The sequence below is a fragment of the Thalassospira sp. MIT1004 genome, assembly GCF_001858545.1.
GTDB classification, from domain to species: domain Bacteria; phylum Pseudomonadota; class Alphaproteobacteria; order Rhodospirillales; family Thalassospiraceae; genus Thalassospira; species Thalassospira xiamenensis.
This window is the reverse complement of record NZ_MCAO01000033.1, coordinates 209,906-224,749: the sequence shown is the minus strand read 5'-3', so window position 1 is coordinate 224,749 and position 14,844 is coordinate 209,906. Positions and strand designations below refer to the sequence as shown.

13 protein-coding genes are annotated in these 14,844 nt (G+C 53.4%); 5 read left to right on the top strand and 8 right to left on the bottom strand.

All coding sequences use genetic code 11. The annotated features are described in order from the left end of the window. Positions 1 to 163 precede the first annotated feature (163 nt). The 5 genes from typA to BC440_RS12540 form a co-directional block, all read right to left on the bottom strand. Positions 164 to 1,984, bottom strand: a complete 1,821-nt coding sequence (gene typA, locus BC440_RS12560; protein WP_007088576.1) for a translational GTPase TypA — start codon at positions 1,982 to 1,984, stop codon at positions 164 to 166. Positions 1,985 to 2,408: 424 nt separating this feature from the next. Next, positions 2,409 to 3,398, bottom strand: a complete 990-nt coding sequence (locus tag BC440_RS12555) for an adenosine kinase (protein ID WP_007088577.1) — start codon at positions 3,396 to 3,398, stop codon at positions 2,409 to 2,411. Positions 3,399 to 4,013: 615 nt separating this feature from the next. Next, the gene (locus tag BC440_RS12550) at positions 4,014 to 4,922 is read right to left on the bottom strand and encodes a transglutaminase-like domain-containing protein (RefSeq protein WP_063092317.1); all 909 of its coding nucleotides are present in this window, start codon (positions 4,920 to 4,922) and stop codon (positions 4,014 to 4,016) included. Between the two features lie 104 nt (positions 4,923 to 5,026). Continuing rightward, positions 5,027 to 5,683, bottom strand: coding sequence for a BON domain-containing protein (locus BC440_RS12545; RefSeq protein WP_007088579.1), 657 nt, complete (start codon positions 5,681 to 5,683; stop codon positions 5,027 to 5,029). A 96-nt stretch (positions 5,684 to 5,779) separates the two neighbouring features. After that, positions 5,780 to 6,643 (bottom strand): AraC family transcriptional regulator, encoded by an 864-nt coding sequence (locus BC440_RS12540; protein WP_007088580.1) that lies wholly within the window; start codon positions 6,641 to 6,643, stop codon positions 5,780 to 5,782. Positions 6,644 to 6,692: 49 nt separating this feature from the next. On the opposite strand from BC440_RS12540, the gene BC440_RS12535 reads away from it, so the two are divergent. Then, positions 6,693 to 7,100 carry a DUF2000 family protein gene (locus BC440_RS12535; protein ID WP_007088581.1) on the top strand — a complete coding sequence of 136 codons (408 nt, stop codon included), beginning with the start codon at positions 6,693 to 6,695 and terminating at the stop codon, positions 7,098 to 7,100. A gap of 9 nt (positions 7,101 to 7,109) precedes the next feature. On the opposite strand, the gene BC440_RS12530 is transcribed toward BC440_RS12535, so the two are convergent. Then, a complete protein-coding gene (locus BC440_RS12530) occupies positions 7,110 to 7,493 on the bottom strand; it encodes a YraN family protein (RefSeq protein WP_007088582.1) in 384 nt (127 codons plus the stop codon). Positions 7,494 to 7,495: 2 nt separating this feature from the next. Continuing rightward, on the bottom strand, positions 7,496 to 8,347 hold the full coding sequence (gene rsmI, locus BC440_RS12525; protein WP_063092318.1) for a 16S rRNA (cytidine(1402)-2'-O)-methyltransferase: 852 nt from the start codon (positions 8,345 to 8,347) through the stop codon (positions 7,496 to 7,498). Between the two features lie 74 nt (positions 8,348 to 8,421). On the opposite strand from rsmI, the gene BC440_RS12520 reads away from it, so the two are divergent. Next, positions 8,422 to 9,867 (top strand): penicillin-binding protein activator, encoded by a 1,446-nt coding sequence (locus BC440_RS12520; protein WP_063092319.1) that lies wholly within the window; start codon positions 8,422 to 8,424, stop codon positions 9,865 to 9,867. A gap of 47 nt (positions 9,868 to 9,914) precedes the next feature. Here BC440_RS12520 and nth read toward each other — a convergent pair whose 3' ends face one another. Continuing rightward, positions 9,915 to 10,556, bottom strand: coding sequence for an endonuclease III (gene nth, locus BC440_RS12515; RefSeq protein WP_007088585.1), 642 nt, complete (start codon positions 10,554 to 10,556; stop codon positions 9,915 to 9,917). A 237-nt stretch (positions 10,557 to 10,793) separates the two neighbouring features. Here nth and BC440_RS12510 point away from each other — a divergent pair, with 237 nt between their 5' ends. The 3 genes from BC440_RS12510 (at position 10,794) to dnaJ (ending at position 14,807) form a co-directional block, all read left to right on the top strand. Continuing rightward, on the top strand, positions 10,794 to 11,270 hold the full coding sequence (locus BC440_RS12510) for a DUF2244 domain-containing protein (RefSeq protein WP_223304918.1): 477 nt from the start codon (positions 10,794 to 10,796) through the stop codon (positions 11,268 to 11,270). Positions 11,271 to 11,643: 373 nt separating this feature from the next. After that, positions 11,644 to 13,557 (top strand): molecular chaperone DnaK, encoded by a 1,914-nt coding sequence (gene dnaK, locus BC440_RS12505; protein ID WP_037988934.1) that lies wholly within the window; start codon positions 11,644 to 11,646, stop codon positions 13,555 to 13,557. 104 nt (positions 13,558 to 13,661) lie between these two features. Then, entirely contained in the window at positions 13,662 to 14,807 is a 1,146-nt protein-coding gene (dnaJ, locus tag BC440_RS12500; RefSeq protein WP_007088588.1) for a molecular chaperone DnaJ, read from the top strand. Positions 14,808 to 14,844: the final 37 nt, after the last annotated feature.

The window sequence follows — 14,844 nt, the reverse complement described above, 5'->3', positions numbered from 1 at the left end:
CTCGTCCCGAAGTCGACATTGTCAGCTATAGGCGCAGACAATGTCGACTTCGGGACGAGACCCCTGATGAAAAAGGCACGAACATCATAGCAAATGTTCGTGCCTCTCAATGTATAAGGGCCGCCCAAGCAGGCGACCCTTCTAAATCACGATCCAAACCGGTTTAAACGGTTTCGGATTCCGATTTGCGGCTTTCGCGTTTGCGCACGTTCGGGTCGAGGTGCAGCTTGCGAATACGGATGCTTTGCGGGGTAACTTCGACCAGTTCGTCGTTCTGGATATAAGCCAGCGCTTCTTCAAGCGACATACGACGCGGCGGGGTCAGGGTGATGGCATCATCCTTGCCCGATGCGCGGACGTTGGTCAGTTTTTTACCCTTGAGAATGTTAACTTCAAGGTCGTTGTTGCGGTTGTGTTCGCCGATGATCATGCCTTCATAGACACGTTCGCCCGGATTGATGAACATCGAACCGCGATCTTCCAGCCCCCAAAGGGCATAGGCAACCGCATCGCCCTGATCGTTCGAAATCAGAACACCATTACGACGACCTGCAATCGAACCTTTGACCGGACCATAGGAATGGAACACACGGTTCATCACGCCGGTACCGCGGGTATCGGTCAGGAATTCGCCATGATAACCGATCAGGCCACGCGACGGTGCCAGGAACATGATACGGGTCTTGCCGCCACCGCTTGAGCGCATGTCGGTCATTTCGGCCTTGCGCAGGCTCATCTTTTCAACGACGGCACCGGCAAATTCTTCGTCCACGTCGACCTGGACTTCTTCAAACGGCTCGGACAGGACGCCGTCGATTTCCTTGATCAGAACGCGCGGACGCGAGATCGACAGTTCGTAACCTTCGCGACGCATGGTTTCGATCAGAACGCCAAGCTGAAGTTCACCACGACCTGCGACTTCAAAGGCGTCCTTATCCGCGGTTTCCGACAGCTGAATGGCAATGTTGCCTTCGACTTCGCGTTCCAGACGGGCACGGATCATGCGCGATGTAACCTTGTCGCCTTCCTGCCCAGCAAGCGGAGAGTTGTTGACCGAGAAAGTCATGGCAAGGGTCGGCGGATCAATCGGCTGGCTTGAAATTGCACTGGTGACTTCCGGTGCGCAGATGGTGTCGGCAACGGTTGCGTCGGTCAGACCGGCAATCGCGATGATGTCGCCAGCAACAGCTTCTTCCTGCGGGACACGATCAAGACCACGGAAACCCATCAATTTTGAAAGACGACCGGTTTCGACAGTGCCATCACCACGCAGAACCTTGACCGGCATGTTAAGTTTTGCGCGGCCCTGTGCGACACGGCCAGTCAGGATACGGCCAAGGAAGTTGTCAGCATGCAGCATGGTCGCAATCATTGCGAACGGCGCGTCAACTTCTGCCTTCGGTGCCGGTACATAGTTCAGAACCAGGTTCATCAGCGGTGTCAGGTTTTCTTTCGGGCCTTCCGGTGCCTCGGCAGCCCAGCCATCACGACCGGAGGCATACAGAACCGGGAAATCAAGCTGTTCGTCATTGGCTTCGAGCGACACGAACAGATCAAATATCTCGTCGAGAACTTCTTCTGCGCGTTGGTCCGGGCGGTCGATCTTGTTGATGATCACGATCGGCTTCAGGCCGAGTTTCAGGGCTTTACCCAGAACGAATTTGGTCTGTGGCATCGGGCCTTCGGCCGAGTCAACCAGCAGAACAACACCGTCAACCATCGACAGGATACGTTCGACTTCACCACCGAAATCGGCGTGGCCCGGGGTATCGACGATATTGATACGCGTATCGCCCCACTGAATTGCGGTCGGCTTTGCCATGATGGTGATGCCGCGTTCGCGTTCCAGATCGTTACTGTCCATGGCGCGTTCATCAACACGCTGGTTGTCACGATAAACACCGGATTGACGGAACATCGCGTCGACGAGAGTGGTTTTGCCATGGTCGACGTGTGCGATAATGGCGATATTGCGCAAGTTCATTGGCGCGGACTCCAGAATAAAAATGCCGCGCGCCGGGATACATCCCTTGCGCATCGGTCAGTAAAAGTTTCAAGGCCAGTAGATATTCAGCTGCCGCAGGACCGGTGTTGCCCGGTCGGCAAGTTCAAACCCGCGCATTAGCGCAGCACTGCACATGCTGAATGTTTACTGGCCCAAAAGACAAATTGCAGTTTGGCTCGGAAGCCGCCCTGTCATAGCCAATGTCGAGGCGAATGACCAGCCTTGTGCATGCCATGCGGGGTTGATTTTTATGCAATGCCGGGTTCTTGCGCTATTAACTGGAGAAAGTCAATCTTTGTGTGCATTGCAAAACGGCAGAATACCGGCAATTGCTACAAAAGAAACGGGACGGCAACCAAATGTTGCCGTCCCGTGAATTTTATCGTGAAACCATGGCGAAGGGTCAAAGAGTCTTCGCAACCAGTTCCTTAAGGTCTGCATCGGGGCGTGCGCCCATATGCGAAATCACTTCGGCAGCACAAATCGAGCCAAGGCGACCACATGTCGCAAGACTATCGCCACGTGTGTAGCCATAAAGGAAGCCCGATGCGAAAAGATCACCTGCGCCGGTGGTGTCAATCACGCGGGCAACCGGTTCGGCATCAACCTGTATGACTTCGTCATCCGATACAATGACCGAACCTTTTTCACTGCGGGTCAGGGCTGCGACTTTGCAGTGTTTACGGACTTCCGCCAGGGCTTCTTCGAAGGTGTCGACCTCGTAAAGCGATTTGATCTCGTCTTCGTTGGCAAACAGTACGTCGATATGATTATGGACCAGATCGCGGAACGATTCACGATGACGGTCGACACAGAAGGAATCAGACAGGCTGATCGAAACCTGTCGTCCGGCATCGTGCGCGACCTGTGCGGCCTTGATGAAAGCTTCCTTCGCTTCGGGCCGATCCCAAAGATATCCTTCCATGTAGGTGACCTTGGCCGATGCGATCAGTTCGGCATCGATATCATCCGGGCCAAGCTCCGTGCAGGCACCAAGGAAGGTATTCATGGTACGATGACCATCCGGTGTCACGAAAATCAGGCAGCGCGCCGTTGGGGAGCCGCTTGTTGCCGGGGTCGAATTAAAGGAAACGCCGATGGCACGGATATCGTGGCGGAAAACCTCACCCAGTTGATCGTTACGCACCTTGCCAATATAAGCACCTTTGGCACCAAGGGCCGCAATCCCCGCCATGGTATTGCCAGCGGATCCACCGGACATTTCAAGGCCAGGGCCCATTTGGGCGTAAAGACTGTCGGCGGTTTCGGCGTCGATCAGAGTCATGGCGTTCTTTACAAGGTTCAAACGGCCAAGGTCTTCTTCCTTGCAGTGAGAAAGAACGTCGACAATGGCATTGCCGATTCCGACGACGTCGAATTTGGTGTCACTCATTGACTTGAATTTCCTAAGCTTTTTTCGGTATTTCCCGACAGTCAAGGTTCGGCAAGTCATAGTGCTTGGCTGCCATCGCCTTTATGGGTCGGATGATCTGGAGCGGGAGTATAGAGAATGAAAATCGCGGTGCAAGCATCGCGACCGTTTCGCGTCCGGTCTTTTAACCCTGCGTTAAGGACGTGAAAAACTGCATCCGTAGTTTTTCACGCGGCTTTCCGAAATCAATTCAATCTTTGTTGACCGAAATTTTTTGCCATTGTCGGAAATTGATTCGTCACACCCTGGTCGCCGATTCCACGATGCGCAGAAAACCGCGCTTTTTGACTCCTCCAAGGCATGATGAGGGCTCTTTACCTATTGTTTGCCGATGTGATGTCTTTAGCGCTCTGTTGCTACTCATAAATCTCACTATAAGATCGTTTTATTTATCTTAATTATGAAATTAGCGAAGATAAGAGGCGTGTTAAAATTCAAACAGACTGGTATGTCTTCATCTAGATATACATAAAATTCCTAAAAAATATAATATAGGAATATACAATCAATCTTGTACTGGGAAAATAGCGGTTAAGTCTGAAGTGGCTTCCCCGTGCCTTGACACTACTGAGGAGTTCAGGGTTGACCGGAATCAGGATTGTCCGAGGGATTTTTGTGATCCGTGTTTTGCGACCGGATCGGATATAGCTGCACTGGCGTATCTGAATTTGGCACGTCGCGCGTGTCATTCTTGCGGTCAGAAGATTGATGACCGAGGCGATCACGCAGTTCTTCGACAACAGCACTTATGCGGGCCCGATGCATCGGGTTCTTACACAGTTCAACGAACCGGGTGAAGGCATGGAGTGCTTTTGCATCTTCGTGCAGGCGGGCGTAAAGCGCGCCGAGCTGATGCCAAAGCCCGTCATGGTCAGGTGCAATCAGCAAACTGTTGTCAATCACACGCGCGGCGAGGGCCAGCTCGCCCCGCCGAATGGCCCTAACCTTTATATTGTTTTGAAGTCGTAACAATATCGCAATATCAGATGCTTCACGATAGTGAGCGGGTTGCAGTTCTGCATCTAGCCCCTGAAACGCCTTCAACAACTCGCGTAACTCGGCAGAACCCAATGTGATGCCGCCATGGAAGGGATCGATCATTCTTCGCGCCCCCCCGGATTGCAGACGCAGCAGAAAGTGACCAGGAAAATCGATGCCCGTGATCTCTATCTGGCAACGTTTTGCGACATGTACGTAAAGCAATGCGAGCGCCACAGGAAGACCGCGCTTTCGATCAATGACCGACATCAAATCTGCATTGGCGATATCGTCATAATTTTCCGCATCGCCCTGAAACTGATAGTGACCGGGGATAACATCCTGCATGGCCTGCACGATTAGGTCGACGACGGCACGGCCATCTTCATCTCTTGATTGCGCAGATAGGGAGCCAATCCGGTTGCGGACATCACCAGAAATGGCTTCAAGCAAATCGATATAAGGTGCAATATCCCGGTTGGGGTCGTTTAACCGTGCAAAATGCAAAGCGGCCTCGGCCGCAGTTGCATCGGGATATTGGCCGTTACCGTAATCGGTAAGCCATTGGCGATCTTTTGCTGTGATGTCCTTTTCCCGATCAATAATAATGCTCAGGTCCTCTGGCGTTGTGGGTCGTCCTTAAGTCTTACATGACTGACGACGCGTCTGACATAACTGGTAGCGCGTGCATGAGAGATGACAAGGTTGCGCTCATGTTCGCTTTGCGCGATGCCCATGATATGGACGGTACCATTGATGGTTTCGACACTGTAGTTAATCGCATAGACGTCTGTGTCAAACATCAGTGCGGTTTTGATGCGGGTCGTGATCAAAAGATCACTGGCGCTGTCCATTAAACTGCTGCCTTGACCGACATTGATTTCGTTGATGACACGGTTTACGCCATTGACCTGCCAGGCCAGTTCGACCGCTTTAAGTTCGCTGTCGGTATTTTCAACCGTTCCGGCAAGCAGAACTTCCCCCTCAACTACTTCGATTTCGATCCGGCGAAACAGGTTTTCGTCTTCGGTCAGGAACTTCTGCCAGATCTCGGCCGTGATTGCGGTATCGCTGACCGCGCCGCCAAATCCGCGTTCCTGTAGGGCGGCCACACCGGCAGTTGCACCTGCACCCACTGCAAGAGACGTGCACCCCGCAAGTGGCATAAAAGCAAGGATCACCAGAACGGGTCCTGCCTGCGCAATATAATTCCTGACTTTAACAATACGGCCCTTTGACCGTCGCAATGTGCGTGACAGCAATGTCATCTATCGGTTTCTCGCCCCGCGTTCCCCCGTCGTCTCAACTGCCAATATGAGCGCAGCCGGTTAAGGAGTTTTAAACTCGAAGCGCGGTTTGACCGATTAATGACTTTTTTCGCATGTGAGTTCGGCCCAACGGCCGGGTGTGATACCAAATGCACGTTTGAAATGCCGATTAAGATGGCTTTGATCAGCAAATCCGGTATCACCCGCAATATCGACCAGCGGCTGGCGAAGGCTGATAAGGATGCGGGCTTTTTGCAGGCGACGCATCATCAGATAACGATATGGTGTTGTCCCAAAACAGGCACGGAATTGACGGATAAGACGATATCTATCAAGCCCCGTGACCTCTTCAAGCTCGGCGGACTGTACCGGGCGATCAAAGTTGTCTTCAAGATATTGTTTGGCCCGTTCCATGTGTTCCAACGCCAGAAAGCCAATCGGTTTCATTGAGTTTTTGGCGTGCTGCGCAAGGCCGGTGGCGATGTCAGAGATAAATTGATCTATCAGAAGGGGATCAACATCTTCATCAAGATGGGCGAGCATTGAGGCAAGGGTTGCTGCCAGCTGCGAGTCGGCAATGACGGGATCAGAAACAAAGGGCAGGGAAGCCGTATCCGTGCCAAGGCCCTGCCGTAGCAGTGATGGTTCGAGATAAAGCATGCGATAGCGCAAACCGTCCTCGGTTCCTGCACCTCCGTCATGGACCTCGTCGGGGTGAAGGATGATCACATTACCGGGCTGACTGGCACAGGAAGAGCCGCGATAGTTGAAGGTCTGAACGCCCTGCATGGTGATGCCCAGCGCATAGGTATCGTGGCGATGGGGGGCAAACATATTACCAAAGAAAAGGGCTTCCATTCGCTCGATCCCCGGCAGCGGGGCCGCAGAAATGAAGTGCTCGCGCGGTTTGCACAAACGTTCAAGACCGTCTGATGGGGTTTGGTTTACAGAATCCAGCATTACGGTTTTTCCGACAACCTCCCGAACCTGAAAATCAACGGATGTGCAAATGTTTGATACCAAAGTCGCCATTGTTCTTCGCAATGATCTCGAAAATTGGCAATCGCTGAATGTGACGGCATTTTTAATGAGCGGTATTGTCGCCCAGTTTCCCGAAATCATCGGGGAACCCTATAAAGACCGTGACAATAATATCTATAACCCCTTGTCCCGCCAACCGGTGATCGTTCTGTCGGCTGATGCCGCGACAATGGCAAAGATTCACCGCCGTGCCCTTGAGCGTGGGGTAACCACATCGCTTTATGTCGAGGAAATGTTTTCAACCGGTCATGACGAAGCCAATCGCGATGCTTTCGGGCAGTTCTCGCCAGAGGATGCCAAAGCGGTCGGAATTGCTTTGCGCGCGGAAAAACGGGTGACTGACAAAATCATCAAGGGCGCAAAGATGCATCCGTGATTAATCTGATCACAGCATCCAGGCGTTTTTCAAATGCCTGATACGCCAGCCGTTCCGTACGGCTATGATGTCAAACCGCAAATCGCCATGATGCCCTATGTTTGAGGCGAAGTTTGAAAGAGCGCGGGCAATGCGTTGTTGCTGTTTGGGGCGCAAAGCATGCAGTGCATCGTCGAGGTTAGCGCGATTTTTGACTTCGATTGCGGCGATCAGATTGCCTTTTTTGACGATGATATCGATTTCGCCGACCGGGCAGCGATACCGGGTTTGGAGAATACGATAACCGCATAGCCGAAGCCACATTGCGCATAACCATTCAGCACGTCTACCGGCCTGCTCGGCCTTGCGACGATCAGATCGGCCTGTGTCGCGTGTTGTCCGGGCGGATTTCATGGCTATCCCCCGGATGGTTTGGAAAGTTCAAGCGCCCGATTATAAAGATCACGCTTTTTAAGGCCGGTTTCCTTGGCCAACTGATCGGCTGCTTCTTTGGTACGCAGGGTTTTCAGAAGTCCGGTCAGGCGCGCATCAATGTCATCGGCGTCGGGTTCGGCGTCCTGTTCATTCTGCGGCCCGACAACAACAATGATTTCGCCCTTGGGCGTGCCTTCGGTGGCGTAATGAGCCGCCAGATTGCCAAGTGTTCCGGTTCGAACTTCCTCAAACATTTTTGTCAGTTCGCGGGTGACGGCTGCTTCGCGCGCTTCGCCCAGCATTTCAGCCATATCGGCAAGACTGCTTGCCAGTCGTTTGGGACTCTCAAGAAAGATCAGGCTTCCGGGAATGCTTGAAAATCGTGCCAGTTCCTTTTTGCGTGCCGATGTCTTGGGGGGTAGGAAGCCAGCATAAAAGAAGTGGTCACTGGGAAGTCCCGATAAAATAAGAGCCACAATCGGTGACGAGGCGCCGGGGGCAGCAGTGACATTGAAGCCTTCTGCCTTGCAATCACGGACTAGCTTGTAGCCGGGATCGTTGATCAGGGGCGTTCCGGCATCCGAAATTAGCGCAAGCCCCTGTCCCTTGCCAAGGCGTTCCATGATTTCGGGGCGCATTTTGGCGGCGTTATGTTCGTGATAGGCGATCCGTTTGGTTTTTACGCCATATCGCGACAACAACTTGCCCGATGTTCTGGTGTCCTCACACAGGATAATATCGGCACGTTTGAGGATATCGAGCGCACGAAACGTAATATCGCCCAAATTACCGATTGGAGTAGCGACAAGATAAAGACCTGATGAAAGTGGCAAGTGTCGTTCATCTGGTTTACTTGATCCGTCGCGCGCATTACCCTGCGTGCGAAACGAGCTATCGGGAGGTGAGAGTGGGTTTTCCGAAACGTCATCCGTTGCAGAATCAGGACGGGAATTCGGCATGGTGCCGGGTCGCGCGCCGGACGGCATCTGTGGTGGTCCTTTCGCTGGGGCTTGCGGCATGTAACGCGACCACGAGTATCACGGACCTGTTGGGCATGCAACGGGATGGGGCGCCTGTGGAAACGGCAAATAACCCTGCAAACGATCCGACCAGAGCCCCCGATCAGGGGCTTATTACGGATGCCAACCCTTGGCCGGGCGATGCCGCCCTGCCGGAGGGAGAGGGTCAGGAGATTCTGACGCTTTATAACGATGAAGCGGCATTAAATGAAAAGCGCGTTGCACTTCTGCTGCCGCTTTCCGGGCCAAACGAGGAGCTTGGCCGGGCGATGCGCCATGCGGCCGAACTTGCAATGTTTGATGTTGCCGGTGACGATTTCGTCCTGATGCCGATTGACACGGCAGGAACTTATCAGGGTGGGCAGGCCGCAGCCCATCAGGCGATCAATGCCGGGGCAAAGATGATTCTTGGCCCGCTTTTTGCCGAATCGGTTAGCGGTGCCAGTGAAATCGCCAAGGCCGCCGGTGTTCCGGTAATCGCATTTTCGAACAATCAGCGGGTTGCCGAAAGCGGTGTCTGGGTTAACGGCTTTGTCCCCGAAGACCAGATTGCGCGTGCTGCTGGCTATGCAACAACACAGGGTAAATACCGATTTGCAGCCCTGCTGCCGCAAAACGACTATGGGCGCCAGATCGCAGGCGCATTGCAGGGTGTTGTTTCACGTGTCGGTGGCAGCCTTGGCCGGGTCGCGTTCTATGCACCGGGGTCGGAAAATCTGGAACAGACAATTCGTGATTTTGCCAATTATGATGCCAGACGGGCAAACTTGCGGGCACGTAAACGCGAATTGCAGGCCGATGGTTCGGCAGCATCCCAACGTGCTTTGAAGCGTTTGGAAGGTGTCGATACACTTGGTGAACTTGATTTTGACGCGTTGATCCTGCCGGCAACCGGTGGCGAGCTTCGTCAGGTTTCTGCACTGTTGGCCTATTTTGATGTCGATGGTGCGCAGGTTCAGTTTATCGGGACATTCGGCTGGAATGATCCGGGCCTGTTTTCCGAGCCGGCACTTAAGGGCGGCATTTTTGCTGCACCGGATCCCGAAAACTGGAAACTGTTCTCGGATCGCTTCCAGCGGACCTTTGGTGAACAACCCCCGCGTATTTCAAGCCTTGCCTATGACAGTGCGGCCCTTGCCGCTGTGCTGTCGCGCGATTCCGGTCAGATGACCAACGAAGCTGTTACGAACCCGAACGGGTTTGTCGGGGTGGACGGTATTTTCCGTCTGACGGCTCAGGGACGTTCTGAACGTGGCTATGCAGTTATGCAAATCCAGCCTGATGGCGTAAAGGTTGTCGCACCGGCACCTGCTGCATTCGATCAGGTTTTCTGATCTGTTCGGATTTGGAGACTGCTGTAACGCTCTCAAACACCCGCCGATTATGCTTCGGCGGGTGTTTTGTCTTTGTAATTGCACAGGTCATTGACGATGCAGTCACCACAGCGTGGTTTGCGTGCCTTGCAAATATAACGACCATGCAGGATCAGCCAGTGATGGGCATGGTTCATGAAGCGTGACGGGACCTTTTTCAAAAGACCCTTTTCAACAGCGAGCACGTTTTTGCCGTTTGCCATCCCCGTCCGGTTACCGAGCCGGAAAATATGGGTATCAACAGCCATCGTGTGTTCGCCCCACGCAATGTTGCGGACAACATTGGCTGTTTTGCGACCAACGCCGGGCAATTCTTCAAGCGCATCCTGATCGTTGGGGACGATCCCGCCATGTTTTTCAACAAGAATGCGTGCAGCAGCCATGACATTCTTGGCTTTGCCGCGATAGAGCCCAATGGTTTTGATGTGTTCGATCAGGGCTTCTTCGCCAAGGTCAAGCATGTCCTGCGGGGTTTCGACGATCTGGAACAGCTTTTTGGTGGCCTTGTTGACACCAACATCGGTTGCCTGCGCTGATAGTGCAACAGCGACCAGAAGCGTATAGGGATTGGTGTAATCCAGCTCCCCCTTTGGTTCCGGATCGGCATCCGAAAGACGCTGAAAAAATTCTTCTATGGCGGTTTTGCTCATCGGGCGGGACATGGATTTTCGTCTCTGTGTTGATGCCGTATTTTTGCGGTCATTTCCGGGACAAGGGATGGTTGACTTTCCGCATTCCTGATCTGATCTCCTGCTATCAGCATATATAAACGGCTGCTTTGCAAAGGTCGAATTTTGATTGCGACGAATCTGGAAGCGTTCCAGAATTGAAACATTGGAAATGCCGCAAACCGGTTGATAGCCATGCCAGCCGTACCAAGAACAGAAATGCCGATATTTCGGGTTAATCTGCATCCGCCGCGTTCGCTTGGCAGGCGGGCGGCGCGCAATATCGTTATTGCGATGGCGTGTGTCACATCGACTATCGGTCTTATTTTCTGGTTGGTCGGGGCGTGGCCGGTGATCGGTTTTCTTGGTGTTGACGTGATACTATTGTCGCTTGCCTTTTATTTCAGTTTCCGTGCAGCACGGGCGGAGGAGCGGATTGAATTGCGTCACGGCAATTTGCGGGTCACCAGAATTTCGGCGCGCGGGACGCGACAGGAATTTGATTTTCAACCCTATTGGCTTCAGGTGGTGCTTGAACGGGGTGATGATGACCGATGCGAACTTTATTTGCGATCACATGGAAAGCGTTTCGAGATTGGGGGATTTTTGGGTGCGGAAGAAAAAACCGATCTTGCCGGGAAGCTTGATCGCCTGCTGCGTCAGGCTCGATGCAGTTCCGATCCCCGGGCAGTGTGATTAGTTAAAGTCGAGGTTTGAAGCGGGTTCTCGAGATTCTTTGAGAGGTTTTGCTGTGTCGGCAACCCCGATATGCTTCCAGCGAATTTCATTAACCTTGTCCGCGCAAACAGCTGGAAAAGATGTAATTCCGTTCGGGGAAACGGTGTTGGAACCGGTTCAGGACACCGAAATACACGTTTCAGAGTAAAATTCACCCGAGATTCCCCGTTTTCACCGCTTGCGAGTTTTTGATGACTTTCATATATAGGTGCGCGGGGTAATTACCCCACGAATTTTGAGACTATTACAACCATTGGTCCCAGGAGGTCCTGCGCAGCGCTTAGATCGTGAAGGCTGCGGGACGGACCGGCCGCTAAAAGAGGAACTTACTATGGGCAAGATTATCGGTATCGACCTTGGCACCACCAACTCCTGCGTCGCAGTCATGGACGGCAAAGAAGGCCGCGTGATCGAGAACAGCGAAGGTGCCCGTACCACTCCGTCGATGGTCGCATTCACCAATGACGGTGAGCGCCTTGTCGGTCAGCCTGCTAAACGCCAGGCAGTGACCAACCCGGAAAACACCCTGTTTGCGATTAAACGTCTGATCGGTCGTCGTTATGGTGACCCGGAAGTCGAAAAAGACAAAGACCTTGTCCCGTACAAAATTGTCGCGGGTGACAATGGTGATGCATGGGTTGAAGTCAATGGCGAGAAAATGGCACCGAGCCAGATCGCAGCCATGGTGCTTCAGAAAATGAAGGAAACCGCAGAAGCCCATCTGGGTGAACCGGTAACCGAAGCCGTAATTACCGTTCCGGCATATTTCAACGACAGCCAGCGTCAGGCAACCAAGGACGCCGGTAAAATTGCCGGTCTCGAAGTAAAGCGTATCATCAACGAGCCGACTGCAGCAGCACTGGCTTATGGTCTGGACAAGAAAGATGGTGGCACCGTGGTCGTTTATGACCTTGGTGGCGGTACCTTTGACGTCTCGGTTCTGGAAATCGGCGACGGTGTCTTTGAAGTTAAGTCAACCAACGGCGATACTTTCCTTGGTGGTGAAGACTTTGACAAACAGATTATTGACTATCTTGCTGATGAGTTCAAAAAAGAACAGCAGATCGACCTGCGCAAAGATCGTCTGGCCCTGCAGCGTCTGAAAGAAGCCGCAGAGAAAGCCAAGATCGAGCTTTCCTCGTCGATGCAGACCGACGTCAACCTGCCGTTCATCACGGCTGATGCATCTGGTCCGAAACACCTCAACATCAAGCTGTCGCGTGCGAAGCTTGAAGGGCTGGTGGGTGATCTGATCGAACGCACCATGACCCCTTGTAAGGCCGCGCTTAAAGATGCTGGCATTACTGCAGGCGAAATCGACGATGTTATTCTGGTTGGCGGCATGACCCGTATGCCGAAGGTTCAGGAACGCGTTAAAGAGTTCTTCGGTCGTGAGCCGCACAAAGGTGTAAACCCGGACGAAGTTGTTGCACTTGGTGCGGCAATTCAGGGTGGCGTTCTGCAGGGCGACGTCAAAGACGTTCTTCTGCTTGACGTGACCCCGCTGTCGCTGGGTATTGAAACCCTTGGCGGCGTGTTCACCCGTCTGATCGACCGTAACACCACGATCCCGACCCGTAAGTCGCAGACCTTCTCGACCGCTGAAGACAACCAGACGGCCGTGACCATCCGCGTCTTCCAGGGCGAACGTGAAATGGCTGCCGACAACAAGATGCTTGGCCAGTTTGATCTGGTCGGTATCCCGCCGGCACCGCGTGGGGTTCCGCAGATCGAAGTGACCTTTGACATTGATGCCAACGGTATCGTCAACGTGTCTGCCAAAGACAAGGCGACCAACAAGGAACAGCAGATCCGTATTCAGGCATCTGGTGGTCTTGGCGATGACGAGATCGAAAAAATGGTCAAGGATGCCGAAGCCAATGCGGAATCCGACAAAAAGCGCAAAGCGCTTGTCGAAGCCCGTAACCAGGCGGAAGCCGTCATTCATTCGACTGAGAAAAACCTTGCCGAACACGGTGACAAGGTTGATGCCGGTGCGAAATCGATGATCGAAGACGCTCTTTCTGCGCTTAAAGAAGCCAAGGATGGCGAAGATCCGGAAGCAATCACCACGAAGGTCAACGAACTTCAGCAGGCTGCAATGAAACTTGGCGAAGCCATGTATCAGGCACAGCAGGCCGAAGAAGGTGGCGAAGGTGAATCTGCTGGCGCATCCGCACAGGCCGATGACGGTGTTGTTGATGCCGACTTCGAAGAAGTCGATGACAGCAAAAAAGACAAGTAAGGCGACCGCAGAGGTCGTCTTGAACGACGCCCTGTAAATAAAAATCGGGCCGTTCCGGACGCAGAGAATTGCGGGAACGGCCCGACCGTGTTTCGGAGTTACAGATGGCGAAAGAAGATTATTACGAGCTGTTGGGTGTTGGCAAAGACGCCGATGCTGCCGCGCTCAAAAGCGCCTATCGTAAACAGGCGATGAAGTATCATCCGGATAAAAATCCGGGCGATACCGAAGCCGAAGTAAAATTCAAGCAAGTTAACGAAGCCTACGAAGTCCTGAAAGATCAGGAAAAGCGTGCTGCCTATGACCGTTTTGGTCACGCTGCGTTTGAGCAAGGTGGGCCGGGCGGTGCCGGTGGTTTCGGTGGCGGCTTTGGCGGTGGTTTCGGCGGCGGCGGGTTTGCCGACGTTTTCGACGAGATTTTCGGTGCCATGGGCGGTGGTCGTCGTGGTGGTGGATCGTCGCGCGGGGCCGACCTTCGCTACAATATGGCGATTTCGCTTGAAGAAGCGTTTGAAGGCAAAAAGGCCGAGATCACCATTCCGGGGTCGGTTGCCTGTGAAGAATGCCATGGCAGCGGTGCGGAGGCCGGTTCGCAGCCGGTAACCTGTCCGACCTGTAATGGTCACGGCAAGGTCCGCGCGCAGCAGGGTTTCTTTACGATCGAGCGTACCTGCCCGAGCTGTCATGGCAAAGGCAAGATCATCAAGAATCCTTGCAAATCCTGTCATGGTGTTGGTCGCGTTGAACAGGAAAAGACCCTGTCGGTGACGATTCCGGCCGGGGTTGAGGATGGTACGCGTATTCGTCTGGCGGGCGAAGGTGAAGCTGGTGCCAATGGTGCACCGGCAGGTGATCTGTATATCTTCCTGGATATCCAGAACCATCGCTTCTTCCAGCGCGATGGGGCGAACCTGTACTGCCGGATTCCGATCCCGATGAGCAAGGCAGCCCTTGGCGGCACCATCGAGGTGCCAACAATCGAGGGGACGCGCACCCGGATCAATATCCCGGAAGGTACGCAATCGGGACAGCAGCTTCGTCTGCGCGGCAAGGGCATGACCATCCTGCGGTCGCAGGCGCGTGGTGACATGTTCGTTGAAATCAGCGTCGAAACCCCGGTCAGACTGACCGAGCGGCAGAAAGAACTTTTAAAAGAGTTTGACGAGATTTCACGCGAAGAGGGCAGTAACCCGGAAAGCGAAGGTTTCTTTTCCAAGATGAAGGAAATCTGGAAAGACCTGACCGACTAGGTTCAAACACAGCATTTCAGTCTGAAATTCAAACCCC

Excerpts from the sequence above, each read along its gene's own strand:
- BC440_RS12555 (WP_007088577.1), bottom strand. The coding sequence starts at position 3,398 with ATGAGTGACACCAAATTCGACGTCGTCGGAATCGGCAATGCCATTGTC.
- nth (WP_007088585.1), bottom strand. The coding sequence starts at position 10,556 with ATGAGCAAAACCGCCATAGAAGAATTTTTTCAGCGTCTTTCGGATGCC.
- BC440_RS12510 (WP_223304918.1), top strand. The coding sequence starts at position 10,794 with ATGCCGATATTTCGGGTTAATCTGCATCCGCCGCGTTCGCTTGGCAGG.
- BC440_RS12535 (WP_007088581.1), top strand. The coding sequence starts at position 6,693 with ATGTTTGATACCAAAGTCGCCATTGTTCTTCGCAATGATCTCGAAAAT.
- BC440_RS12545 (WP_007088579.1), bottom strand. The coding sequence starts at position 5,683 with ATGACATTGCTGTCACGCACATTGCGACGGTCAAAGGGCCGTATTGTT.
- dnaK (WP_037988934.1), top strand. The coding sequence starts at position 11,644 with ATGGGCAAGATTATCGGTATCGACCTTGGCACCACCAACTCCTGCGTC.
- BC440_RS12530 (WP_007088582.1), bottom strand. The coding sequence starts at position 7,493 with ATGAAATCCGCCCGGACAACACGCGACACAGGCCGATCTGATCGTCGC.
- dnaJ (WP_007088588.1), top strand. The coding sequence starts at position 13,662 with ATGGCGAAAGAAGATTATTACGAGCTGTTGGGTGTTGGCAAAGACGCC.
- typA (WP_007088576.1), bottom strand. The coding sequence starts at position 1,984 with ATGAACTTGCGCAATATCGCCATTATCGCACACGTCGACCATGGCAAA.
- BC440_RS12540 (WP_007088580.1), bottom strand. The coding sequence starts at position 6,643 with ATGCTGGATTCTGTAAACCAAACCCCATCAGACGGTCTTGAACGTTTG.